A 24,118-nucleotide genomic window follows, 5' to 3' on the forward strand; every position below is an offset into this window, starting at 1 on the left:
GGGCGCGGACGTACGAGCACGGCCTCGCCCGGGTCGTCCGCCCGCTCGCCCTCACCCCCGCGCGGATCACCGTGGTGCAGCCGGTCCGGCTCCCGCCGAGCACGGTCCGTTCGGGGGTCGCCGACTTCGTGGTGATCACGCCGGAGGGCCACGGTCGCGGTGCACCGGAGTGGCGGCCACGGGTGCGGGCGGGGCAGTCTGTACTCATGAGAGCGCCCGTGCGCTCGCCCCATGGACCGCGAGCCGACGGCCACCACCAGGTCCTCTTCGTCTTGGCGGAGTGCGTGCCCTTCGCGATCGCCCTGCTGGTGCTGCTCGTCGAGTTCACGCCCCTGCACGTCCTCTACACCGGCCCCCTGTTGGTCGCGACACCCGCTCTGGCGGCCGTGACGATGGGCCCCAAGGGCACGCTCGCGGCTGCGGGGGTGGCCGTCGGTGTCAGCGTTGCCACCGCCAGCTACAACGGCGCCTGGGGAAGCCAGCAGGTCTACACCAACTTCCTGGCCCTGTTCCTGGTCTCGGTGGCGAGCTTCCTGACCAGCCACTCGGCGCGCACGCGCACGGAGAACGAGCTCAACCAGGTCCGCCGGATCGCCACGACCGCCCAGGCGGTCGTGCTGCGGCCGGTGCCGGGCCGGCTGGGCTCCGTACGGGCGGCCAGCATGTACCTGGCGGCCGAGACGGGCGCCCAGATCGGCGGCGATCTTTACGACGTGGTCCAGACCCGGTACGGGGTCCGGATGATCGTCGGGGACGTCCGGGGCAAGGGGCTGCCCGCCGTACGGGCCGCCGCGATCGTGCTGGGCGCCTTCCGGGAGGCCGTCCACTACGAGGACGACCTGATGGAGGTCGTCGACCGCTGCGAGGCGGCCCTGCTGCGGGATGCCTACGTCTCGGGCGCCGGCAACGCGGACGCGCTCCTGGAGGGGTTCGTCACCGCGCTCGTGGCCCAGATCCCCGACGGCCCGCACATCGACGTGATCAACCGGGGCCATCCGCCCCCGCTGCTGCTGTGCGACGGCGCGGTCCGGCCCCTGATGCCCACCACCCCGCTGCCGCCGCTCGGCCTGGAGGAATTCGTCAGCGGTCCTCCCGGGCGGGCGGACCGCTATCCGTTCGCGCCGGGGGACCGGCTGCTGCTGTACACCGACGGTGTCATCGAGGCCCGCGACCCGGACAAGGCCTTCTTCGACCTGGCCGAAGCCATGGTGGACATGCGCGACCACAGCCGGCAGGCGTTCCTGGAGGGCCTGCACCGGGCCTTGCTCCGCCACACCCATGACCGCCTCGCCGACGATGCGGCCGTCGTCGTCGTGGACCGGGGCTCGGACGAGGTGCAGCGGCCGGCCGGAGGTCCGGCGTAGCGCCCCGGACTCGCCCGGACGGTCCGGGACGCGACAGCATGGAGGAAGGACGGCGAGCTCGATGCCCCGGGAGGAGGTGATACGGACAGTGAACGGTCATCGCTTCTCGTTCTGCGGGGCCGAGCTCGCCGCTGTCTACGTCGTCGCCGACCAGGGCAGGGAGCTCCATCTCGCCGAGCTGACCGGAAACCGGGGCGTCCTCTACGGACTGCCGGCCATCCTCGCCGTGGCCGGCCATTCGCCCGCCGCCAACGCCTTCCGCTCCGGCCGTCCCCTGTGGCTAGCCCCCAAGGAACTCGCCACGTTCATCGAGGAGGACCCCCACCACTTCCCCACCCGGGTGCGGGACGGCGCCCCCAACTCCCCCGCTCGGATCTCCCTGGGCGCGCTACCGCTGGGGTACGACGACCAGGAGCTCGGATGTCTGATCGTCGCCGGGCAGACCGGGAACGGATTCAGCGCGGACGACCGCAGCCTCCTGGAGCTCTACGCCGACCAGGTGGCCACGGGACTCGAATCAGTAGCCGGACGCTTCGCCGGACGCAAGTCCCCACAGGCCCATCTGAGCCAGTCGCTGGTGCCCGACCAGGGCGGCGCGTTCATCCTGGAGCTGGCCACCGGCCGTATGGAGGCCGACGCGCACGTGCTGGAACTGCTCGGTCTACCGCCCGGGCAGTTCGACGGGCAGGTGGAGACCGTGCTCGCCTGCGCCGTGCCCGACGACATGCCCGCCCTGATGGCGATCGTGGAGCCGAACCGGCTGGCCGCCGCCGGACAGCAGCTGGCGTTCCGCATCCGCCGCCCGAACGGCGAGCTGCGCTGGCTGGGGCTGCGCTGCCGCGTGGAGGTGGACCCGGACGGTACGCCGCGGCGCGTCCTGGGTGTGGTGGCCGATGCCACGTACCTGCGCCCGAGTGCCGACGAGGTTTCCCTCGTCCAGCGGCTGTCGGCCACCCTGGCAGGAGCGGCGACCATCCGGGAGGTCAGCCGGCTGGTGGTCGCAGCCCTGCGCGAGCCGCTCGGCGCCTCCCGAGTAGCGGTCGGCGAGCTGGAGCCCGAACGGCTGATCGTCACCGCCCTCGATCCTCCGGAACCCGATGCCTGGCCCGAGGTCTGGCGCTCGGAGTGGCGGTCCGAATGGCCCGACGTGGCGCTGAGCGACCTGCCCACCCTGCAGAGCGCGCTGCGCGGCGGGCACATGAGCCTGTGGCCGCCGGGGGCGGCGCTGGAACCCGGCCTGCTGGACGTCGGGCCCGGTGGTCTCGCGGTGCTGCCGCTGCCCGCCGACGGCCGGTTGGTCGGGGTGTGTCTGGTGGGGTGGGACGCGGAGCACCGGTTCGGGCCGGAGGAACGGTCGCTGCTGACCGCGACCGCGGGGCTGGTGGGGCAGGCGCTGGTGCGCGCCCACGCCCTGGACGCGGGCCACGAACTGGCCACCATGCTCCAGCGCAGTCTGCTGCCCCGCAAGCTCCCGGAGCTGCCGGGCGGGGTCGCGGTCGCCCGCTACCTGCCCGCGACCGCCGGACTCGAGGTCGGCGGCGACTGGTACGACGTCATTCCGCTCCGTGACGGTCACGTGGCCTTCGTCATCGGAGACGTACAGGGCCACAGCGCGGGAGCCGCCACCATCATGGGCCAGATGCGTACGGCGGTCAGGGCCTACGCGGTGGAGGGACACCCTCCCGATGTGGTGGTCGCGCGGGCCAACCGGCTGCTCGCCGGCATGGAGACGGACCTGTTCGCCACCTGCGGGTACGTGGACCTGGACATGGAGGAGGGCATCGCCAGGGTCGTCCGGGCCGGCCACCTGCCGCCGATCTTGCGTTATCCCGACGGCGTCGCCGAGGAGATGGTGGTCGAGGGCGGTCCTCCGCTGGGTGTGCTCGCGGAAGCGGAATTCCCCATGACCGAGGCGGGGCTGGTCCCCGGCACCCTGCTCGTGCTGCTCACCGACGGCCTGGTCGAGTCGGCCAGACTGCCCCTGGAGGAGGGCGTACGGCGGGTGTGCGACGTGCTCGCGGTGGCCGACCCGGTCGATGTCGGAGGGATCGCCGACGAGCTGGTCATCGGCGTGGGCCGGCGCGACGACGACGTGGCGTTGCTGGTGTTGCGCTACGACGGCCAGGGGGACCGGCCGATGCGGAGCCACTGGACGGTGTGGCGGGTGCCCAACGCGGTCCTGCACGCGCGCCGCTTCACCGCGCGCACCCTGCGGTCCTGGGGGGTGGTGGAGGAACTCGACGAAGCCCTGCTGGTCGTGTCCGAGCTGGTCACCAACGCCATTGCGCACACCCAGGGCGAGGTGGGGATGGACCTGACCCTGTCGGCGGACCGGCTGCGGATCGCCGTGAACGACGCGTCGCCGCGCAGCCCCGTGAAACCGGTCTGGGTGAGCTGGGAGTCGACCGGTGGTCGCGGGCTGCTCATCGTCGAGGCGACGGCGACGGCCTGGGGCTCGGTGCCGCTCAGCAGCGGCAAGCAGGTGTGGGCCGAGATCCCCTGGCGCCGCGGTTCCTGACACGTTGCCCGGGCGGCTCCCCAGGGCGGCTCCCGGGGGCGGCTCCCGGGGGCCGCCCTCAACCGCGGGCCGGGAGGGGGCGCTGGGAGGGGCCGGTGTAGGAGCCGAGAGGACGGATCAGGGCGTTGTGCTCCAACTGTTCGGTGATGTGGGCCGTCCAGCCGGTGATCCGGCTCATCACGAACAGCGGGGTGAATGTCGGGACGTCGAACCCCATCAGGTGGTACGCCAGCCCGGCGGGATAGTCGAGGTTCGGGTGGATCCCCTTGCGGCTGATCATGGCGTGCCGGAGCGAGGCGTGCAGGGTGGCGAGCCGGGTCGCGTCGGGGTCCGCGGCGCGGGCGACGAGTCGGTCGGTGGCCTCCTGCATGATCGGCACCCGGGAGTCTCCGTTCTTGTAGACGCGGTGCCCGAAGCCCATGATCTTCCTGCAGGCGGCGAGCGCCCCGTCCAGCGCCTCCCCTGCCCGCTCCGGGTCGCCGATCTCGCCCAGCATGTGCATCACGGCCTCGTTGGCCCCGCCGTGGAGCGGGCCCTTGAGGGCGCCGATGGCCGCGGTGACCGCGCTGTAGAGGTCGGAGAGGGTGGAGGTGACCACTCGCGCGGTGAAGGTGGAGGCGTTGAAGCTGTGCTCCGCGTAGAGGATGAGCGAGATTTCGAAGCACCGGACGACCTCGGGGGCCGGCACCGTTCCGAAGCACATCCGGAAGAAGTTCTCCGCATATCCGAGCGAGGGGTCCGGCTGGAGGGCGGCGAGTCCGCGGCGCCTGCGGTGGTCCGCCGCGACCACGACCGGCAGCTTCGCCAGCAGCGCGAGGGACTTGGTGCGGTTGGCCTCCGTGCTGCCGTCGTCCTCCGTGGGGTCCTGCGAGCCGAAGACGCTGACGGCGGTGCGCAGCACGTCCATCGGGTGGCAGGTCTCGGGCAGCCGGGCGAGCAGTTCGGCGGTGGTCCGGTCCAGGGGTCGCAGGGCGCGCTCGCGGGCCCGGAACTCGCGCAGTTGGTCCGCGTCCGGGAGGTCGCCGTACCAGAGGAGGTGGGCGACCTCCTCGAAGGAACAGCGGGCGGCCAGGTCCTGGACCGGGTACCCGCGGTAGGTGAGGGAGTTGGTCTCCTGGATGACGGTGGAGATGGCGGTGGTGTCGACGACGACACCAGTGAGACCGCGGTGGATCTCGGGCGTGGTGGCGGTCATGGGTGGCCTCCGGTGCGGGTGGTCGGTCAGTTGCCGGGCGGGAGCGTGAAGTCGGCGACGGTCGAGTCGAAGGCGGCGTAGTCCTCGTAGCCGAGCACCCCGTAGAGGCGGGAGCGGGTCTGCATGCGGGGCAGCAGCGACTCCTGGGTGCCCTCGGCGGCGAGGGTGCGCAGGCCGTCCTCGACCGCGCCCATGGCGAGGCGGAAGAGGGTGACGGGGTACAGCGCGATGTTGTATCCGAGGTTCTCCAGCGTGCGTGCGTCGAGCAGCCTGCTCTTGCCGAATTCCGTCATGTTCGCGAGGAGGGGGACGTCGACGGCCTTGCGGAAGGCCTCGAACTCGGCCTCGTCCGCGAGCGCTTCGGGAAAGACGGCGTCGGCGCCGCGTCCACGTACGCCTTGGCCCGGTCGATCGCGGCGGCCAGGCCTTCGACGGCGCGGGCGTCGGTACGGGCCATGAGGAGGAAGTCGGGGTCGCGGCGGGCGTCGGCGGCGGCGCGGACCCGGCGTGCCATCTCCGCGCGCGCCACGACGCCCTTGCCGTCGAGGTGGCCGCACCGCTTGGGGTTGACCTGGTCCTCCAGGTGGAGTCCGGCCAGCCCCGCGTCCTCCATGAGCTGGAGGGTGCGGGCGGCGTTCATCGGCTCGCCGAAGCCGGTGTCGGCGTCGATGAGGGCGGGCAGGTCGGTGACGCGGGTGAACTGCTGGGCGCGGGCGGCGATCTCGGTGGAGGTGGTCAGACCGATGTCGGGCAGGCCCAGGTCGGCGGCGAGCACGGCCCCCGAAAGGTACACGGCGTCGAACCCCGCCTCCTGGACGAGCCGGGCCGAGTACGGGTTGATCGCGCCCGGGATCCTCAGCAGCCGCCCGGAGGCGAGCCGTTCGCGGAAGGTGCGGCGGCGGGACGCGGGCGTGGTGCGGGTGTGGAGCATCAGAGCAGGCCCTTCGGGAGCCGTGCGTCGGCCGCGGCGACGGCGTTGGTGTCGACGGTGGGGAAGAGGTCGGCAAGGCCTGCGGTGCCCAGCTCCGCCAGCCGGTCCGCGGCCTGCAGGAAGTGGTCCTGGGCCGCTCCGGTGACGATCCCCTCGGTCAGCGTGCGGAACTTGGCGGTGTAGCCGGCCCGGTCGAACGGGCGGGCTCCGGCGGGGTGCGCGTCGGCGACGGCGAGCTGGTCCTCGATGACGGAGCCGTCCTCGAAGGTGATCACGGCGCGGCCGCCGAAGGCCCGACGGGACGGGTCCGGGTCGTGGTACCGCCGGGTCCATTCGGGGTCCTCGGCGGTGGAGATCTTCCGCCACAGCTCGACGGTGGCGGGCCGCCCCGCGCGCTCGGGGGCGTAGGAGCGCTCGTGGTGCCAGCCGCCGTCCTCGAGGGCGACGGCGAAGACGTACGGCACCGAGTGGTCGAGGGTCTCGCGGCCGGCGGCCGGATCGTACTTCTGCGGGTCGCCGGAACCGGAGCCGATGACGTGGTGGGTGTGGTGGCTCGTGTGCAGGACGATCGAGCGGACCTTCTCCAGCGGGCCGGCCTTCTCGCGCAGGGTGCGGGCGAGGTCGATGACCGCCTGCGCCTGGTACTCGGCGGAGTGTTCCTTCGTGTACGTGTCGAGGATCGCGCGGCGCGCCTCGCCGGGCCCGGGCAGCGACACGGTGTACGAGGCGTCCGGGCCGTCCAGCATCCAGGCGAGGAAGCCGTCCTCCCCCTCGTAGATCGGCGAGGGGGATCCCTCGCCGCGCATGGCCCGGTCCACCGCTTCCACGGCGGCCTTGCCGGCGAAGGCCGGTGCGAACGCCTTCCAGCTGGAGATCTCGCCCTTGCGCGACTGCCGGGTCGAGGTGGTGGTGTGCACCGCCTGCTGCACCGCCTGGTACACGACCTCGGTGTCCAGCCGCAGCATCGCTCCGATGCCGCACGCCGTCGCGGCGCCGAGGTGGGCGACGTGGTCGATGCGGTGCGCGTGCAGGCAGATGCCCTTGACCAGGGCGACGTGGACCTCGTAGGCGGCGATGATGCCCCGCAGCAGGTCCGCGCCCGAGCGCCCGGTGCGCTGGGCCACCGCCAGCAGGGGCGGGATGTTGTCCCCGGGGTGGGAGTAGTCCGCGGCGAGGTAGGTGTCGTGGAAGTCCAACTCGCGCACGGCCGTGCCGTTGGCCCAGGCCGCCCACTCCGGCGACACGCGGGTCCCGGCGGCGACGCCGAAGACCGACGCGCCGGAGGGGGTCCGGTGGCTGAGGGCCTGGGCCCGGGCGACGGCGACCGGGCGGCGGCGCAACGAGGCCACGGCGACCGAGGCGTTGTCGATGATCCGGTCGACCGCCGTCGCCGCGGACCCTGGATCGAGGTCCGGTGCGTCCTGGGTGCCGGTGGCCACGACGGCCAGCTTCCAGGCGAGCTGCTCCTCGCGGGGCAGGCGGTCGGCGCTGGGGTGTACACGTACCTGATGGTCGATCACGGGGCTCCTCGCAGCGTGCGGTGGGACGGTGGGACGGTGGGGCGGTGGGTGCGCCGTCGTTCGAAGGTGAGTCTTCCCCTCCCGGAGGGCCGGGGCGACGGCTCCACACTGCGTAATCCGTCCCTGCCTCACGTGCGAAACTGCGAATTCTGCGAATGGTGCGGATGCTAACTTCACAGGTGAGGACGGGTGGAGAGGAGCTCGGGATCCCCATGGGACGGCCTGCCGGACGGAAGATCTACGCACACGCGAAACTGCGCAGGCTTCGCCGTGAGCGGGGCATGAACCAGGTCGAACTGGCCCACGCCCTGGGTCTGTCCACCAGCTACCTCAATCAGATCGAACACAGCCGGCGGCCGCTGACCGCTCCGGTGCTGCTGCGGATCGCCGAGGTCTTCGGCGTCGATCCGGAGTTCTTCTCCGAGGCCGGAGAGGAACGTCTGGCCACCGATCTGCGGGCGGCGCTCGGGGACGAGGCGTGCGGAAGCCCGGTCCCGGGGGACGAGATCGCCGATGTGGCCCGCGACCACCCCGAGGTGGCCCGCGCCCTCGTCGCCCTCCACCAGCGCTACCGGGACGCCTCCGAGCGGGTCGTCGCCCTGGCCTCCCCCGAGGACACCGCGGGCCTGTTGCCGGCCGAACCCCACGACGAGGTGCGGGACTTCTTCTACGCCCACCACAACCACTTCGCCGCCCTAGAAACGGAGGCCGAGCAGACCGCCGGAGCACTCGGCCTCGGCCGGGTCGGCCGCGCCGCGGACGCGCTCACGGGCCGCCTCGCGACCCGGCACGGGATCAAAGTGCTCCAGGCGGGCCCCGAACGCTCCGCCGACGCACGGCGCTTTGACCCCGACAGCGGACTGCTCCTGCTCTCCCCCTGGCTCAACGAGGGACAGCGCGCCTTCCAACTGGCCACGCAGTTCGCGCTGTTGGAGCAGGGCCCCCTGCTGACCGGACTGGTCGACGCGGCGGACCTGTCCTCGCCACAGGCGGAGGGCCTGGCCCGCATCGGGCTCGCCAACTACTTCGCGGGCGCGCTCCTCATGCCGTACACCGCCTTCCACGCGGCGGCCGAGCGGCTCCGGTACGACATCGAACTGTTGCAGGCCCGCTTCGGAGTCGGCTTCGAGACCGTCTGCCACCGCCTGTCCACCCTCCAGCGCACCGGGAACCGGGGAGTGCCCTTCTCCTTCCTTCGGGCCGACCGGGCGGGCAACATCTCCAAGCGCCAGTCCGCCACCGACTTCCACTTCTCCCGGCTGGGCGGCACCTGCCCGCTCTGGACCGTCTACGAAGCCTTTTCCTCCCCCGGCCGCATCCTCACGCAAGTCGCCGAGATGCCCGACGGCAAGAAGTACTTCTGGATCGCCCGCACGGTCACCCGTGGGGGCTTCGGCCACCACGCGCCCCGGGCCGACTTCGCCGTCGCCCTGGGCTGCGAGCTGCGCCACACCCCGCGCCTGGTCTACGCGGAGGGCATCGCCCTGCACGACGCGCACGCCACCACGCCCATCGGGCTGGGCTGCCGGATCTGCGAACGGCGGGACTGCGCCCAGCGGGCCCGTCCCCCGGCCGGCGGAATCCTCTCCGTCGATCCCGACCTGCGCACCCACGTCCCGTACCCGGTGATCGCGGACCGCTGACACGGGCCCGGCCCTGACCCCGGCCCTCTAGTCCCACCAGTCAGTGCGTCCCTTGTCGTCGATCTGGGCGCCGGACGGTTTTGCCCACGTCGTAGCGGGTGGCGGGCATCTGGTTCTGCGAGCCGAGTGGCCTGCCAGGACCGGGCCTGGTGGGTTTGGGCGCACGGTCCGAGCACATGCGTCCCAGGAGCTCAATGGGGAGCCCGTTGAGCAGGTAGGCCATGTGCGGGCGTCGTATCCGACGTCGAAGACGATGAGGATGCCCGGATCGCCCTCGACCACCCGGCGGACCTGGCGGGCGGTGAGCTCGGCGACGTCGTCCTCGGGGGCGAGCCGGACGGCGTCCAGCAGCTGGCACCAGGAGGGGCGGCCCGATTCGAGAGCGTCGTACAGCGCGCCGTGCCCGCGGCGGTGCTCGGCCAGCAGCGTCAGGTCAACCGGCGCCGTCACCGGCCCGTCCGCGCACAACAATGCGTCCGCGAGCTCGAACAGTTCGTCACGCCGAGCGGTCAGGCACGCGAAGAAGGCCTCCCGGAAGTGTGGCGCTTCCGCGGACGGCTCCCGGAATGAGCTATCCCGTTCGACGCGTCGTTCGAGGCCATGGCAACATGTTCCGCATGATGACAAACCGAAAGGTCCATGCCGCGTAACCGGCCAGGACAGATCCGGGCCGGCCTCCCGCATCGGCTCGGTGAGCAGGACACCAAGGCCGCCATCAACGGGCTGTCCCCTCGAGTGCTGTCCGAGATCGCCCGCCTTGAGCGCACCCGCAACTACCTGGCGCCGGGAGAAATCGGCTGGGCCGTGCGCATGTGGAGGGACCATGTTCGCCGGTCCGCGCGCGAGCTATGGCACCACTACGAGCACGGCGACGTGCACGAGTACTGCTGCGGCAATCCCCTGCAGGCCCGTGCTGTCCTCGACACCGCGCTTCGGGTCATGTCCCCTCGCAGTTCCCGCGAGTTCCGAAAAGTCATTGCCCATCTCGACGGTCAGCTCGATCGCCTCTCACTCCCGCCACCACCAGCAGGACCATAAAGCTCCGCGGATCACTGGCCGTCGGCGGCGGCCAGGAACAGCGTCCAGCCCTCGGCGACGTGCAGGTCGAGACCGGTCAGCCCGGTCCCGGAGGCGACCCCCGGCTGCCACAGGGTCGACAGCAGCGGGCCCGCAGGGCCCTGCACCCGCTGCCATCCCTCCGCCTCCAGCGCCTCGGACACGGCGGCGAGCACCTCGGGCGCCGCCACGTCCACGGGGCCGAGCAACGCCCCGACGGCCGACGAGCCGTCCCCGGCATGATCGGGCTCTTGCTGGAGCTGGATCCCGCCGTGGGAGCCCAGGGCGAGGGCACCGATCCGCTCGCCCAGTTCCTCGGTGAGTCGGACGGCCGCGTCCGGGGACACGCCCGCCGCCCGTGCCGTGAGCGACACGTGGACACCGGAGAGGTCCCGGGCCAGTGCGGCGAGGGATTCGGGGTCGTCAAGGGGTTCGACGGGGCCTTCCGCGACCAGGTCCTCTACCTCGTACTCGTCGCCGTCCTCGGGTGCGTGGAACGGGTCGGCACCCAGCCGCGCGCAGAGGGAGTACGTACCGTAGGCGGTACGGCCGGCGGCCCAGTCGGCCTCGTCCGCATTGAGGGTTCCCGCGTGCGGGGTTTGTGCGTCGACGTGCAGCGCCGCGGGGTCGAGCCCCAGCCGGGTGATCAGTCCGTCGGTGGCGGCGCGCAGTGCGGCCTCCTGGTCCGCCGGGGTGGCGGGCGCCGGTGGCAGCACGGTGAGCAGACCCACCAGGAACCCGGTCCGTAGGCTGTGCGGATGCGCCGCCTCGAACTGGACCTCGCGGGGCGACAGCTCGGCGACCAGGGGCAGACAGAGCCGCAGGGCCTCCTCCGCGGTCTCCACGCCCGGCAGGTTGCACTGGATGCGGACGTAGGCATCAGCCGGTGCGGTGTCCATCAGTGAGTCACGTGCTCCTGGGGCGAGATGTTGGCGTGCGAACTGTTCTTGCCCTGGTTCTTGCTCCCGGCGCACATCCTGAATTTGCTGCCCTTCTCGATTTGTACGTCCCACTCGTCCTTGCCTTCGGTCGCGTTCTTCACCAGACCATGAAGCACAAGCTCAGCCCGTCGTTCTTCGTCTTCGCGTTCATCTCCGCCAGCGCGCGCAGGTCGGTCCTGGAGATCGTGGACCGGCTCGCGAAGTGGACGTTCGCCCGCTAGATGGTGAGCGTGTTCCAGGCCCGCATCGGGGTGTGGAGCAGGTGGTCGAGGCGGTCCGCCGCGCCCGGGGTGTTTTCGGCGAGCAGCCCGGCGGCTAGCAGGCGGCCGGCGGACTCGGTGCCCAGGTACAGGGTGCTGAGTTCGCTCACGCCGAGGGTGAGGTCGGCGGGCGACTCGGTGGGGGTGCAGCGGCCGGTGCCGTCCGAGGCCGTTTCCAGCAGCCAACTGCCACTGGTCCAGCCGCGCGGGTCGGTCACGGCCAGCACCACCCGGCCGGGCCCGGCATGACGGCGGGCGGCGAAGGCGGCGGGCAGGTTGAGCAGCCGCAGCCAGGTGAAGTCCGTCTGGGAGACGTGCGGAGTGGCCGCGCGCGGGTTGGCCAGCAGCAGCGGCAGCGGATCGTCCGGGCCGATGTCCTCAACCTCGATGCGCTGTACCCAGTCGACCGAGAAGAGCAGCCGCCACAGGGCGTTGGCAGTCGGCCGGTCGAGGGCCAGGAAGTCCATCACCTTGAGGGTGGAGTCCGGTGTCATGCCGATCCACTTGTCGTCCACGCGGTAGACGGCCAGGCCGGTGACCACCCCGGTCGCATCGCGGTGGACGGCGAAGAAGGGCTCCTTCCAACCACGCGCGGGCAGCACCACCTCGCCCGTGTCCATCGCCCAGTTGGCGGCCGGTCGACTCAGTGCGCCGGGCTGTGTGAGCCGCCAGCGGTCGTACAGTTCGGGGCCGAGCTTGCGAACCTCCTCCGGGGTCGCGAAGTCGATCCGTCCGCCGAGCGGGGTGCTCAGGTCGGGCCGCAGGCCCCCCGACCTCGGCACGTCGACCGTCAGCCCGGCCATCCGCGTCGCCGGGCCGAATCCGAAGCGGCCGTAGATCGGGTACTCGGAGGCTATGAGCACGGCGGCCACGCTGCCCCGCTCGCGGGCGGCGGCCAGGTCGCCGTTCATCATCCGGCTGAGCAGCCCGCGGCGTCGGTGGGTGGCGGCCACGCTCACCCCGGTGATCCCGTGCACCGGCACGGCGGCTCCGCCCGGAAGGGTCAGGTCCAGGTCGTAGCTGCGGAAGGTACCGACGAAGGCCCCGCCCGCCGTATGGTCCACCGCCGCCAGCCAGCGGCCCGGAACGAACTGCCGCTGGCGCACCTCCGTGCCGTCGCCCTCGTGCGGGCTGAGGTATCCGCGCATCAGGGCGCGGTCCCAGGTGGTGATCTCGTGCTCGCCGATGGGGCGGATCTCGATGTCGGAGGCAGTCTGAGCTGGGGATGAGTCGATCATCAGGCCAAGGTACGACGGTCCGTCAGCTTCGGGCACCTGCTTTATTCAGCACGATCGGCCGGACCGCACCTAGGCTCGGAGGATGCGCATCGTCTCCCTGCTGCCCGCGGCCACCGACATCGTGGCGGAGCTCGGTCTGGCCGCCGATCTGGTGGGCCGTACGCACGAGTGCGACTGGCCGCCGCGGGCGGTGGCCGGCGTGCCCGTGGTGACCTCGGCCGAGTTCTCGGCGGACACCCTGAGCAGCAGGGAGATCTCCGATGCCGTCGGCGGCGCCGCGCACAGCGGCTCCTCGCTCTACACCCTCGACACCGAGGCCCTCGGCACACTGGCTCCCGACGTGGTCCTGACGCAGGACCTGTGCCACGTCTGCGCGGTGTCCTACGCGGGGGTGAGCCGGGCCGTGCGCGTCCGGGACGGCGGGCCCCGCGTGCTGAGTCTGGAACCGCGCACGCTGGGCGAGGTACTGGACTGCCTGGTCACGGTGGGCGAGCTGCTCGGCGTGGCGGACCGCGCGCGGGAGCGGCGCCGCGCCCTCGCCGCGCGGCTGGAGGCCGTACGGGCGCGGACGGCCGGGCGGCAGCGGCCCAAGGTGGTGGCGATCGAATGGCTCGATCCGCTCTGGCCGGCCGGGCACTGGGTGCCGGAGCAGATCGCGTGCGCGGGCGGTGAGGCGCTGATCGCCGCGCCGGGCGAGCACACCCGGCCGATGGAATGGGAGGCGGTCCGGGCCGCCCGCCCGGACGTGCTCCTGCTCATGCCCTGCGGGTTCGGCCCGGAACGCACCCTGCGCGAGCGGGAGCTGCTGACCTCGCTGCCGGGGTGGGAGGAGCTGCCCGCGGTGCGCGCGGACGAGGTGTGGGTGCTGGACGGGCCCGCCTACTTCAACCGCCCGGGCCCCCGCGTCGTACGCGGCGCGGAGGTACTGGCGCACGTCCTGCACGGGGTCGGGGCGGGGGCGCCGGTGAGTCCGGCGGAAGCCCGCCGACTCGGCCGCGGCTGACGGCGGGCCCGAATCCGGGGTTCGCTCCCGCTCCCCTCCCCCCAGGCCGTACGATGCGTTCTGCTCCGGCCCACTGCGGCCCGAGCCACAACCGAATGCATGCACAACTGGGGGAAGCCGGTGGGAATCCGGCGCTGACCTGCAACCGTGAACGGCGTCCGCAACGCCGTGAGTCGGAGAACCCGGGGTGCGATGTGCACCGCTTCCCACTGTCATGGTCTGCAGTACGAAGCCCCAGCCCGGCCCGGCACCCCCGTGCGCCCTCCTGAGGGACGCCCGCACGGGGTGTGCGCGGGTGCGGGTCGGAGGGTTCGCGCGAGCAGACCCGAAGATCCGCTCAGGAAGGCACTCCATGCGCCAGACCCTCGTCCGCCGCTCGGTGGTCACCACGCTCGCCCTCGGTCTCGCCCTCGCCACCGCTCCGGCCGTGGCCGAGGCCAAGCCGAAGCCGAACACGAACGCGGCCGTCAAGGTGAACCTCACCGTCCAGGAACCCGACGGACTGCTGTTCAAGGGCAAGGTCAAGACCAAGGGCCACGACGTCACCACCGCGACCGGTGGCACCCACAAGTGCGACGGCACCAACGGCGGCGCCAACCCGTCCAAGGTCCCCACCCCGACGGCCGCGCTCGACGACGCCGCCCACAAGAAGGGCTTCGCCTGGGACGGCACCTGGTACGCGTCGTTCGACGACTTCTCCGTCGACACCATAAAGAACGTCAGCGGCGGCGGCTCCGCGTACTGGAGCATCGCCGTCAACGGCACCCCCACTCCGGTCGGCGGCTGCCAGTTCAAGCTCAACGCCGGCGACCAGGTCTCCTTCACCTGGACGTCCTTCTAGTGCCGCATCAGGCAACGTTCGCCCTGTTGTGGTGTGACGCGCCGCCCGGATGCTTGGCCGGGCGGCATGGGGCGGCCATCTCCGTCATGCAGCGATACAAGTACAGGCCCGCGCACTTGCCTGTTAGATTCACCTTGAGTAACTCACCTTCCCGGTCCGGAGTTCTTATTCCGTCGGGGAGGCTTTTTCATGCCCGGAAGCAGATTGTCTCGGGCTGAAGTCGACCACCCTCACCACGGAGTCTCGTGTCAGACATCTCCCTGCGCCTCGCAGACCATGCCGACAAGCCCACAGCCGAGCGCCTGTGGCTGATGTTCCGACATGACATGTCGGAATTGGAGGGTGACCTGCCCAACCCCGACGGATCCTTCCGAGACGAATGGCTTCACATGGCCTTCTCCGACCCCGACCGGGCACCGTATCTCCTGACGAGAGGTGACCGGCCCATCGGATTCGCGTTCGTCCGCGGTCTGATTGGTCCGACGCGCGTGATGAACAGCTTCTTCGTGGTGCGCGGGGCACGGCGGGCGGGGACCGGGATGCACGCTGCTCAGAGCATCGTGGCCCTGCATCCAGGGCCGTGGGAGATCGCGTTCCAGGAAGCCAACCCGGGCGCGGTGAAGTTCTGGCGTCGCGTCGCCACAGAGATCAACGGCGACGCCTGGACCGAGGAGCGCAGACCGGTGCCGAACCGGCCGGACCTGGCACCTGACGTCTGGATCTCGTTCAGTACCACGGCCGGATCAAGCAACGTTAGCCCTGTCGACGACGGCGCGTAGGTCCTGGTCGTCGGCATGGCGGTTTCGCCAGATGATGTAGCGGCGGATCATGCTGCCCTGCTCCTTGTGGTCGGCGTGGTCGGTGCCGTCCAAGGTGAAGTAGCGCAGGGCGGTGAACTGGGCCTCTATGCGGTTGAGCCAGGAGCTGTTGGTCGGGGTGTAGGCCATCTCGACGTTGTTCGCCGCGGCCCAGGTGCCGACCCGCTGGCATCTCTTCGTGGTCAGGTGCGGCGAGAAGTTGTCACTGACGATCGCGATCCGCACGGTCGGTGGGTAGAGGCTGCGCAGGTAGCGGCAGAACTCCAGGAACTGCGTCCGCCGCTTGACCGGTTTGATGTGGCCGTAGAGCTTGTCCTTGGCCAGGTCCAGGGCAGCGAACAGGTGGCGTACTCCGCCGTAGCGGTTGTAGGTAGCCCGGCGCCGCCGACGGGGTTCCCGGTCGGGATCCTTGTGCTTGCCTCCGCGTTCGGCCCACTGCCGGCCCGGCTGCGGCATCAGGTTGAGGGGGCCGAACTCGTCCATGCAGAAGATGACTTCGGGTTCGCCGTCCTCGGGTATGACCTCGCCGTCGGCGATTGCGTAGAGGTGCTCGACGCGGGCCTTCTTGGCCGCGTAGTCGGGGTCGCGGGAGGTTTTCCATGTCTTCAGGCGTTGAAAGGAGACGCCTTCCTCGCGGAGCAGGATACGCAGGCCCTCGTGGCTGATGTCGTCGACCACCCCCTCGGCGACCAGGAAGTCCGCCAGCTTGGTCAGGCTCCAGGTCGAGAACGGCAGGTCGTGCTCGGTGGGTTTGGACTTGGCGATCTTCTTGATCTCGCGGCGTTCAGGCAGCGTGAACGTCTTCGGCCGACCGCCCTTGTACTTCGGGTACAGCGAGTCGAAGCCGTCCGTGTTGAAGTTGTGGATCACGTCCCGGACACGGTCGTCGCTGGTGAACGACACCTCGGCGATCCTCGCCACCGGCATGCCCTGCGCGGACAGCAGCACCATCTGGGCCCGTCGCCAGGTCACCACCGACCCGGTGCCCCTGCGGATGATCCGCAGCAGCCGCCGCCCCTCGTCATCATCAATCTCACGGACCTGCACTCGTATCGCCACCCGGACAGAGTGACCGACACACCCCGCCCGGCACAGCACCCGGACGGCGCGTCACATCACAACAGGGCAAACGTTGCCTGATGCGGCACTAGTGTTCTGCGCCTGGGATCCGTCGCCGGGTCCTTCGTTGGCTACTGGAAGATGACGACCGGGTGGATGTCCAGGGCGCCGTCCTCGGAGTTCCAGCCCTTGACCTTCCCCAGGCAGCTGCCGGAGAACTCGCCGGCGGAAGTGTGCCGGCGCAGGCCCGCGTTGGCGCAGGCCAGACGGACGCGGGCCGAGGGGACGGCGGAACCGACGCCGGCGTAGGAGGCGATAAAGACGGTGGTGCCGCTCGGGTCCTCGGAGGTCCGGGCGGCCAGCCGGAATCTTCCCTTGACCAGCACGTAGTCCTCGACGTGGCTCAGCAGGGTGCTCTTGGGCAGCGGATCGGACTGGCCGAGATCGCTCAGCAGTTTGACGAGCGCCGGGTTCTTGCGGAGCGTGCTGGTCTTGAGGTTGGCGTGGACTATGCCGTTCCCTTTCTCGATGGCGTCGACGAGGATTCCGATCACCTCGATGGGGGTGTGGGTCTGGACGTAGTTGGTGATCAGCTGTTCCCCCCGGGTCCTTTCGAAGCCCAGCGTGCCGTCCGGGCTGGCGGCGCTGACCGTGTAGCCGCCGTTGGTCTGGTGCTCGACCGCCTGGACGAGGGCCGCGGAGTGACGGCCCATTTGATAGCTGTCGGTGATGGCGGAATCGTCCAGGTAGACGCAGATGCCCTGGGTGAGGTCCAGTCCCGTGATCCGCTGCGCGCGCAATTCCAGGAGGCAGTACACGATGAGGAAGATCAGGCTCGCGACAGCGGCCGCCCAGACGGACAGGAAGCACCACCACTCGCTGAACCAGAGCTTGGACATGGCCGTCGCTTCCTTGTCGCGGGGGCGGTCAGGAGAGGATGCGCTTGCAGCCGGCGACTGCCTGGAGGATGGTCTCCAGGGCCTTGGGCGAGGGCAGGAGGGCGCGGGTCCGGTTGACCGTGGCGGGTGCGGGCAGGTTCCGGCTCCCCAGGAAGGTCCGGAGCTGGTCCTGGCCGTGGGCGTCCAGGCCGGTGTGGAAGCCGAGCTCGGTTGCCCGTTTGCGTAACTCGGGGTCGGAGTCGATGAGGACGGCCAGTTCGTCGGCCCGCGGCTTCAGCGAGATGATGCGCGGTTCGGTCACGAACGCGCTGTCCGGGTAGAGCAGGACGCGGGTGGTGTCGGGTTTGCCCTTCACCGACTTGTGGTGGAGCTGGTAGGCGAGGTACTGGTGCTCGTAGACCACCGGGGTGGGCGCGGAGTCCTCGCCGTTGACGAAGGAGTCGAAGCGGTCGCTGGCCGGGCGTCCCTGAGCCTCCAGGAGTGGTTTGACGGCCCTGCCCACGTCGTCGGCAGAAGCCTCGTCCACTGTGCGGCTGCCGTGGTAGGAGAAGGCGACCTGGCTGACGTAGGTCTCCGCGGAGTTCGAGTCACAGTACGGCGAGGTGTAGGCGGCGACGACGTTGTTGTTGATCCGGCCCGGATCCAGTCCGAGGTCGCTCCAGGTCGTGTCGGTGCGGGCGAGGTCCAGGAACTTGGCCAGGTCTAGGTCGTAGTACAGGGTGTCGGCGGAGGCGGTGCCCTGGGGTGCCGCCGCCCCCCTGCCGACCAGGGCCTCGGCGTAGGCCCGGTAGGTCGCGATGACGAGTGGGCTGTTGAACGGCAGCTTGATCATGGCATGCTCGTGCGCCGCTTCCCGGCGTTCCTTGATGGTGTCGGCCGCCGCCTGCCCGGAGGGGAAGACGAAGTCGTACTGGCTGAGGTCACCCTCCGCGACCTGACGCGACCCGGCGACGTCCACGGTGACCTTGATCCGGTGGCGCATCAGGATCCGCTGCACCTCCGGATCCGCGAAGAGGTCGGCCTTGGAGGCCACGCGCCCCTTCAGCTCGACCACGGGCACTCCCGGGACCGGGAGGTTGCCGGTGAGGGCGAGCATCCCGGTGGCGAGCACGAGGATGGCGAAGGGGAAGGCGGCGACTCTCCGGAATCGCCGGCGTGCCAGGAAGAACGGGCGCCTGCCCGCGATCCCGAGTGAGGGCTCTTCGAACACATTGGCCGGGTGCACAATTGACAGGGTGTCAGGCATGTGGCGAGGGTGCGAGTCTGTCGGCGGGTGTTCACCAACCAGTTGCGGCTTCGTTACGCCCGCCAGGAGGGCGGGCCGCGCCAGTTGTGACTGATTCCCAATGACCGTTGTCAAGGGTCGAGGATGCCTACTGGGTGGCTGATGTCATGCCGATGGCGCGGCGGAACCTTGCCCACAGAGAGGTCGGCACGAGGACGCTAGGGACTTCGTCAGGAGAGCCGGCGTCCTGTGATGCCGCGATCCGCTCTGCTCGGTAATCGTGAGCGTCTCCGCGGAATGCGACGGCGTTCTCCCCGATCCCAACTACTGCCAGCAGGGTGTCCAGGGCCTTGTCGGCTTGCTCGTGCGGCTGAGTGAGCCAGACATACGAGAAGCCGAACGGATGGCTGTCGTGCTTGCTGATCGCGAAGCTGAAGCCTTTCAGCCGGAACAGCACGACGTCGAGCTCGTCCAGCCCGTCCCAGGACCGCTCCACGCCCAGACGTAGCCGCTGGGCCACGGGCTTCACCGGCAGCTCCAACGCTCCGATCATCTGGAACAGCGGGACGGAGTGCTCCCAGAGGCTGTACTGGTTGGCGGGGTTCTTGCCGGTGTAGTAAGGCGGCTGCGTGGCCAGCTGCCAGTCGGGCTCAGGTCCCGGGACCTCGATCTCTGTCACAGCAGCTCCTCCCCAGGGCCTTCAGCAAGCTGGTGATCAACCTACCTCCATGGGGCTGGCCGGCTTTATGCGGCGCCGGGCAGCACCGGTTGCGGTGGCTGGGCCGTCCATTGGCGTTGGTCGCGGATGAGGGCCCACAGGACGTCGAGGCGGCGGCGAGCAAGGGCGAGGATCGCCTGCTTGTGGTTCTTGCCCTCGGCTCGTTTGCGGTCGTAGAAGGTCTTCGAGGTGGGGCAGAAGCGGGCGGCGATCTGGGCGGAGAGGTAGAAGACGCGCAGGAGCCTGCGGTGGTAGCGGTGTGGTCGGCGCATGTTGCCGCTGATCCGACCGGAGTCCCGTGGGACCAGTGCGAGGCCTGCGACGCCGGCGAGTCGCCCCGAGCTGCCGAAGGCGTCCATGTCACCGCCGGTGCAGGCGATGAATTCCGCTCCCAGCAACGTGCCCATGCCGGGCATGCTGAGGACCACTTCGGCGTGTCGGTGCTCTCGGAAGCGGGCCGCGATCTGCGCGTCGATGTCGGCGATCTCTTCGTCCAGAGCCAGCACTGCCCTGGCCAGGGCGTTCACCACGGCTGCGGCTGTGCTCTCTCCGGCCACGGCGGTGTGCTGGGCCTGTGCCGCAGCGACCGCCGCCTCGGCCATCGCCTGGGCGGCACGGACTTTGCGGTTCTTCAGCCAGGTCGCGAGCCTGTTCGGGCCGACCCGGCGCAGGCCAGCCGGGGTCTGGTAGCCGGTCAGAAGGATGAGTGCGGCTTTGGAAGCGGCGTAGTCGAAGGCCCGCTCCAGCGCCGGAAAGTACTCCAGCAGCTGGGCTCGCATCCGGTTGATGGCGCGGGTCCGGTCGGCCGCGAGGTCGTAGCGGCGGGCGGTGAGGATCTTCAGGTCCACCGCGATCTCGTCCCACTCCTGCAGAGGCTGCAGATCCCGCCGCATCCGTGCCTGATCGGCGATGACGTAGGCGTCCTTCGCATCCGTCTTGCCATCTCCACGGTAGCCACGGGAGGCGTGGTGAACGGTGCGGCCAGGAATGTAGAGCAGCCGCTGGCCATGGCTTGTCAGCAGAGCGATTAGCAAAGCGCCACCGCCGGCGTTCAAGTCGACGGCCCAGGTCACCGGACCGTCCTCTGCCAGTGCGAGGACGTCGCCTATCAGCTCCAGGAGCTCGGGCTCGTTGTTGGGCACCCGGCGCGAGAGCACCTTCGTCCCGTCCGTGTCGATCACCGTGCAGTGATGCGCGGCTTTGCCGGCATCCGTCCCCGCCCAGAGCTCGGGCACCCGAGCCTCCCTCGTCGTCCGGTTGACTGGTCCCTGCAGACGACCACGCCGACGTGTCCTTACGAAGCGATCTCTATTCGCTCATCCCAATGAGTGGCCGTGTCGTCGCGGGGCACTGGGCGGCCAATCAGTCAAAGCCACACCTACGGCATGAGCGCGCTAAAGCCACACCCAGGCCCCCGGGTCTCCCGATCGTACGAAGGACCGGAATCAACCCGCCAACAAGGTAAGGAAGCGTTTCAGCGGACCGGTGGCCGGTTGGGTTGGCCGGCTGGGCCCCGTCCGGTGGTCAGGGCGGGGCTGTGGCACATCACGCCGAACAAGCGCCTTGGCGTCCGGCTCACCGCTACGCCGTGCGTATGTCATCCGCTCGCGCACGCCGCGCAACGTTCGGGGCCGGTATCCAGGGTCGCCGCAGCACCTCTTGTGGAGGCCCGCACCGGCGTTCAGCAGCACTGTCAGAGTCCGCCGGGCCGCGATGTCTCGTCGCCGGGGCGATGCGCCTTGCGACAGCCAGGTGCTCGTGCGCGCGGGCATCGAGGCGGACTGCCTAGCCGGCGGGGGACACGCCCCGCGCCGACCGGTCCGACCAAGGGCTACCGGGACCGGCCGGAGTCCGCGAGAAGGGTGTCGCGGACGGTCGCCCAGTGCAGCGAATGGCGGATGCCGTCGACGATCGAGTACTCGGCCCGCCAATCCAGGAGGCGTTCTGCACGGTCACTGCGGGTGTACGCGCCCACGACGTCGCCCGGGCGCGCATCGGCCTCGATCACGGAAATCGGCCTGTCGGCCACGGAGTTGAAGGCCTCGACGAGCTCCTTGACGGTCGTTCCGGTACCCGTGCCGAGGTTGATCGCCAGGGCGGGGTCCGCGTCGGTCAGCAGGGTGTCGAATTGGGTCAGGGCAGCAACGTGAGCGGACGCCAGGTCCCAGACGTGGATGTAGTCGCGGATGCCGGAACCGTCCCGCGTGCCGTACGTCGTGCCCGTGACGCAGAAGTCGCTTCCGTTCTCCATCGCCTGGATCATCTTGCCGAGGGCATGGCTGGGGTGGCGGAGTTGCAGACCCGTGCGCATCTTGGGATCCGCGCCGATCGGGTTGAAGTACCGAAGGGAAAGGATCTTGATCGGCTGACTGGCGGCGATGTCGGCAAACATGGCCTCGCAGACGGCCTTCGTCCGGGCGTAGGGGCTCTTCGCGTCGATGGGAGAGTCCTCGTCCACGGTCAGGTCGTCGCCCTCCCGGTAGATCGAGGCCGAGGAGCTGAAGATCATGCGGCTACAGCCGTTGCGCAACAGGTGCGCGACGAATTCCAGGCTCTTGGCCACGTTGGCGCGGTAGTAGCCCACCGGGTCACCGACGGAGTCGGGCACGACGATGAGCGCAGCGCAGTGGACCACGGCCTCGATGTCGGGGTGTTCCGCGAAGACCCGGTCGATCAGCGCGCCGTCCGCGATGTCGCCTTCGTAGAAGGCCTTGTCCTGGGCGAATTCGCGCCTTCCGGTGACGAGGTTGTCGAGGATCACCGGAGTGATCCCGGCGTCCGAACAGGCCGACGCCACCGTGCTGCCGATGAATCCGGCGCCGCCGGCGATCAGGACCTTCATGTGGAATCCCACCCGCTCGTCATTTCGGACACTGCTGATCCGGCAGAGCCTACGGGCTGTCCCGCGGACCCCGGTGGAGCGGCCCGCCGGGCGCGGGCCCGGAAGGGGACTGCGGGCCCGGTACGGGACTGCGGGCCCGAAGGTCCGCAGCCCCACCGGCGTTCGGCGGTCAGACGCCCCAGCGCAGGGCGATGGTGTCGCCCACGTTGATGACCTTGTTGCGGACCGCTCCGGCGAACGCGGAGCCGTCGACGCTGACCTTCCAGGTGTTGGAGCCGCTGTTGGCCTTGCCGTTGACGGCCGTGACGGTGCCCGTGCCCGACGAGGGGGTCACGCTCGTGACGCAACCGGTCGGGGTCGCCCCGCTGGTGGCCGCGTTCAGGACGTCGCCGAGGGTGGTGGTCGTGCCGGTCGGGGTGAAGGAAACGGAGCAGACCTTGAGGTTGCCGGCGCCGTCGTCGACGCTCAGCGCCAACTTGGTGGCCGTACCGGCGGTGAAGGTGGATTGGGCGACCCACTGCGGGGCGCCGGGGGTGACCGGGACGGGCGGGGCCGTGGTGAAGCCACCGCCCGCCACGGCGCGCAGGGCGTCGATGGAGGAGTAGGCGGAGGGGACGGTGTCGGAGGGCTTGTACTTGAAGCCGCCCGCCGGGTTGTACTGGTTGGCTATCAGGAAGTCGATCGGGGTCTTCCCGGTGACCGTGAGGAAGTCGCCGGTCTGCGGGTTGAAGCCGCAGGCGTTCAGGCCCGCGACGCCCCAGCCGTTGGAGCTGGTGTTGACCCCGTAGAGGGAGTTGAAGGCGCCGGTGGAGGGGACCAGCGTGCTCTTGAGGAAGTTCTTCGCCTGGACGACGTCCGTGTCCGTGTTGGGGACGCCGGAGACGCAGAGGGCCGCCATGGTCGCGCCGGTCATGTCGACGTCGCTCGCGGAGTTGAGGACGGTCGGGTTGCCCTCGGCCTTCTGGTAGGTCCAACCGCCGTCCACGTGCTGGTTGGCGCGGATCCGGGTGACGATCGAGTCGGTCAGCGCCTGCGGGATGCGGGCGCCGCCGGCCTGTGTCTTGGCGCCGCCGAGCGAAAGGGCCGCGAAGACCGTGCCGTTGAAGTTTCCGGGGGATCCGAAGTAGCCCGTCTCCGCCGTCTGCCAGTGGGAGTAGATGTTCGCCACGAGGTTGCGGGAGGCGGAGACGCGGGCCGGGTCGATGCCGGCGGCGTACGCGTTCAGGGTGCCGCGCTCGTAGTCGGTGACCACCGGGGAGGCGGACGGCCAGGCCGCCGTCGAGAGCAGGTTGCGGTAGACGGTGCGGGCGTTCTTCGTCGTGTCTCCGCCGGGGTAGACGTCCACGACGGCCGTACCGGTCGCGGCGAAGGCACTGAAGGCCCACTCGTTGGAGAGGCCCGCACCGGCGTACGAACCGTCCGCCGCCTGGAGGGACTTGAGGTAGGCGACGCCGTTGGTCTTGGAGGTGGCGATCTGTGCGGGCGACGAGGTCGCGAACGCGGGCAGCGCGGTGAGGACGAGGGCGCCGAGCGCGGCGGGGACCGCGAGCGCGAGGCGGCGGGAGGTACGGGGACGGGACATGGCCTGCTCCTGGAATCGGCGGACGCCGACCGCTCCCGAAGCCCCCGCCACCGTACGGACGCACGGCCGGGCATGCCGGAGGGCCGCCGTCCGGAACGCGTGGTACGGCTTCCTGCACTGCATCGCCGCATGGGCATTCGGGCTCGGAGACGGCCCCCGCCGTCCCACACCGCTGCGCGTCAGCTCCGGCTTCCCACCGGATTCCCCCATCTGGCAGCCCTGGACGCTACCTGAGTGATCAAGGGTCCGCCAGCCACGTGGGAGCGGTCCGACGGGACCCGTCCGGGGCGTGTCCCATGAGACGCAGGCCACCTTGACGCTGTCTTTATCGGCGTGTTCCACTCCGACTGATAAGCACTCAGCTCCAGGGGAAGCCGGTCTGAATCCGGCGCTGACCCGCAACCGTAGGCCCGGTCCCGCCGGGCGAGCCGGAATGCCTGGAGCCAGGATTTTGCAGCGAGAAAC

General features: G+C 70.3%; 18 protein-coding genes, 3 pseudogenes and 3 riboswitches. Of the genes and pseudogenes, 6 read left to right on the forward strand and 15 right to left on the reverse strand.

What is annotated here, in order from left to right; all coding sequences use genetic code 11:
* Positions 1-206: 206 nt before the first annotated feature.
* Together ACIQK6_RS05435 and ACIQK6_RS05440 are read left to right on the forward strand one after the other, a co-directional pair.
* Positions 207-1,364: a PP2C family protein-serine/threonine phosphatase gene (locus ACIQK6_RS05435; RefSeq protein WP_402694355.1), complete on the forward strand. Its 1,158-nt coding sequence runs from the start codon at positions 207-209 to the stop codon at positions 1,362-1,364.
* An 88-nt stretch (positions 1,365-1,452) separates the two neighbouring features.
* Positions 1,453-3,882 (forward strand): SpoIIE family protein phosphatase, encoded by a 2,430-nt coding sequence (locus ACIQK6_RS05440; RefSeq protein WP_329095893.1) that lies wholly within the window; start codon positions 1,453-1,455, stop codon positions 3,880-3,882.
* A gap of 58 nt (positions 3,883-3,940) precedes the next feature.
* Here the strand turns inward: ACIQK6_RS05440 and ACIQK6_RS05445 are convergent, their stop codons facing one another.
* The 3 genes and pseudogenes from ACIQK6_RS05445 to ACIQK6_RS05455 all read right to left on the reverse strand — a co-directional run bounded on the left by ACIQK6_RS05445 (position 3,941) and on the right by ACIQK6_RS05455 (position 7,528).
* Positions 3,941-5,077, reverse strand: a complete 1,137-nt coding sequence (locus ACIQK6_RS05445) for a bifunctional 2-methylcitrate synthase/citrate synthase (RefSeq protein WP_402694356.1) — start codon at positions 5,075-5,077, stop codon at positions 3,941-3,943.
* 26 nt (positions 5,078-5,103) lie between these two features.
* A pseudogene (gene prpB / locus ACIQK6_RS05450) lies at positions 5,104-6,008 on the reverse strand (methylisocitrate lyase).
* A complete protein-coding gene (locus ACIQK6_RS05455) occupies positions 6,008-7,528 on the reverse strand; it encodes an MmgE/PrpD family protein (RefSeq protein ID WP_329095898.1) in 1,521 nt (506 codons plus the stop codon). Before ACIQK6_RS05455 ends, prpB begins: the two are co-directional and overlap by 1 nt.
* 212 nt (positions 7,529-7,740) lie before the next feature.
* Here ACIQK6_RS05455 and ACIQK6_RS05460 point away from each other — a divergent pair, with 212 nt between their 5' ends.
* A complete protein-coding gene (locus tag ACIQK6_RS05460; RefSeq protein ID WP_402694357.1) occupies positions 7,741-9,171 on the forward strand; it encodes a short-chain fatty acyl-CoA regulator family protein in 1,431 nt (476 codons plus the stop codon).
* Between the two features lie 127 nt (positions 9,172-9,298).
* Here ACIQK6_RS05460 and ACIQK6_RS05465 read toward each other — a convergent pair.
* From ACIQK6_RS05465 to ACIQK6_RS05480, 4 genes and pseudogenes are all read right to left on the reverse strand, one after another.
* Positions 9,299-9,684, reverse strand: a pseudogene (locus ACIQK6_RS05465) (transposase); the annotation flags it as partial.
* 536 nt (positions 9,685-10,220) lie between these two features.
* The gene (locus ACIQK6_RS05470; RefSeq protein WP_329095902.1) at positions 10,221-11,126 is read right to left on the reverse strand and encodes a hypothetical protein; all 906 of its coding nucleotides are present in this window, start codon (positions 11,124-11,126) and stop codon (positions 10,221-10,223) included.
* Complete coding sequence (locus ACIQK6_RS05475) at positions 11,126-11,269, reverse strand: hypothetical protein (protein ID WP_329095903.1); 144 nt, start codon at positions 11,267-11,269, stop codon at positions 11,126-11,128. Before ACIQK6_RS05475 ends, ACIQK6_RS05470 begins: the two co-directional genes overlap by 1 nt.
* 116 nt (positions 11,270-11,385) lie before the next feature.
* Positions 11,386-12,666 (reverse strand): GNAT family N-acetyltransferase, encoded by a 1,281-nt coding sequence (locus ACIQK6_RS05480; protein WP_329095904.1) that lies wholly within the window; start codon positions 12,664-12,666, stop codon positions 11,386-11,388.
* Between the two features lie 82 nt (positions 12,667-12,748).
* On the opposite strand from ACIQK6_RS05480, the gene ACIQK6_RS05485 reads away from it, so the two are divergent.
* The 3 genes from ACIQK6_RS05485 to ACIQK6_RS05495 all read left to right on the forward strand — a co-directional run bounded on the left by ACIQK6_RS05485 (position 12,749) and on the right by ACIQK6_RS05495 (position 15,289).
* Positions 12,749-13,669 (forward strand): cobalamin-binding protein, encoded by a 921-nt coding sequence (locus ACIQK6_RS05485; RefSeq protein WP_402694358.1) that lies wholly within the window; start codon positions 12,749-12,751, stop codon positions 13,667-13,669.
* 110 nt (positions 13,670-13,779) lie between these two features.
* Positions 13,780-13,853: riboswitch (cobalamin riboswitch) on the forward strand.
* Between the two features lie 168 nt (positions 13,854-14,021).
* Entirely contained in the window at positions 14,022-14,510 is a 489-nt protein-coding gene (locus tag ACIQK6_RS05490; RefSeq protein ID WP_402694359.1) for a DUF4430 domain-containing protein, read from the forward strand.
* Between the two features lie 245 nt (positions 14,511-14,755).
* Positions 14,756-15,289, forward strand: a complete 534-nt coding sequence (locus tag ACIQK6_RS05495; RefSeq protein ID WP_402694360.1) for a GNAT family N-acetyltransferase — start codon at positions 14,756-14,758, stop codon at positions 15,287-15,289.
* Here ACIQK6_RS05495 and ACIQK6_RS05500 read toward each other — a convergent pair.
* The 8 genes and pseudogenes from ACIQK6_RS05500 to ACIQK6_RS05535 all read right to left on the reverse strand — a co-directional run bounded on the left by ACIQK6_RS05500 (position 15,254) and on the right by ACIQK6_RS05535 (position 23,653).
* Positions 15,254-16,387 (reverse strand): IS630 family transposase, encoded by a 1,134-nt coding sequence (locus ACIQK6_RS05500; protein ID WP_402694361.1) that lies wholly within the window; start codon positions 16,385-16,387, stop codon positions 15,254-15,256. The two genes, ACIQK6_RS05495 and ACIQK6_RS05500, sit on opposite strands and share 36 nt — an antisense overlap.
* Before the next feature lie 131 nt (positions 16,388-16,518).
* A complete protein-coding gene (locus tag ACIQK6_RS05505) occupies positions 16,519-17,286 on the reverse strand; it encodes a hypothetical protein (protein ID WP_329095909.1) in 768 nt (255 codons plus the stop codon).
* A 28-nt stretch (positions 17,287-17,314) separates the two neighbouring features.
* On the reverse strand, positions 17,315-18,532 hold the full coding sequence (locus tag ACIQK6_RS05510) for a hypothetical protein (RefSeq protein WP_402694362.1): 1,218 nt from the start codon (positions 18,530-18,532) through the stop codon (positions 17,315-17,317).
* 127 nt (positions 18,533-18,659) lie between these two features.
* Positions 18,660-19,190 carry a hypothetical protein gene (locus ACIQK6_RS05515; RefSeq protein WP_329095913.1) on the reverse strand — a complete coding sequence of 177 codons (531 nt, stop codon included), beginning with the start codon at positions 19,188-19,190 and terminating at the stop codon, positions 18,660-18,662.
* A 65-nt stretch (positions 19,191-19,255) separates the two neighbouring features.
* Positions 19,256-20,464 carry an IS110 family transposase gene (locus ACIQK6_RS05520; protein ID WP_329095915.1) on the reverse strand — a complete coding sequence of 403 codons (1,209 nt, stop codon included), beginning with the start codon at positions 20,462-20,464 and terminating at the stop codon, positions 19,256-19,258.
* Between the two features lie 210 nt (positions 20,465-20,674).
* Positions 20,675-20,965, reverse strand: a pseudogene (locus tag ACIQK6_RS05525) (hypothetical protein); the annotation flags it as partial.
* A 95-nt stretch (positions 20,966-21,060) separates the two neighbouring features.
* Positions 21,061-22,071, reverse strand: coding sequence for a UDP-glucose 4-epimerase GalE (galE, locus tag ACIQK6_RS05530; protein WP_329095916.1), 1,011 nt, complete (start codon positions 22,069-22,071; stop codon positions 21,061-21,063).
* A 169-nt stretch (positions 22,072-22,240) separates the two neighbouring features.
* Complete coding sequence (locus tag ACIQK6_RS05535; RefSeq protein WP_402694363.1) at positions 22,241-23,653, reverse strand: hypothetical protein; 1,413 nt, start codon at positions 23,651-23,653, stop codon at positions 22,241-22,243.
* A gap of 131 nt (positions 23,654-23,784) precedes the next feature.
* A riboswitch (cobalamin riboswitch) is annotated at positions 23,785-23,860 on the reverse strand.
* Positions 23,861-24,021: 161 nt separating this feature from the next.
* A riboswitch (cobalamin riboswitch) is annotated at positions 24,022-24,091 on the forward strand.
* Positions 24,092-24,118 lie beyond the last annotated feature (27 nt).

Source organism: Streptomyces sp. NPDC091682 (genome assembly GCF_044756625.1).
In the GTDB taxonomy this organism is placed as follows: domain Bacteria; phylum Actinomycetota; class Actinomycetes; order Streptomycetales; family Streptomycetaceae; genus Streptomyces.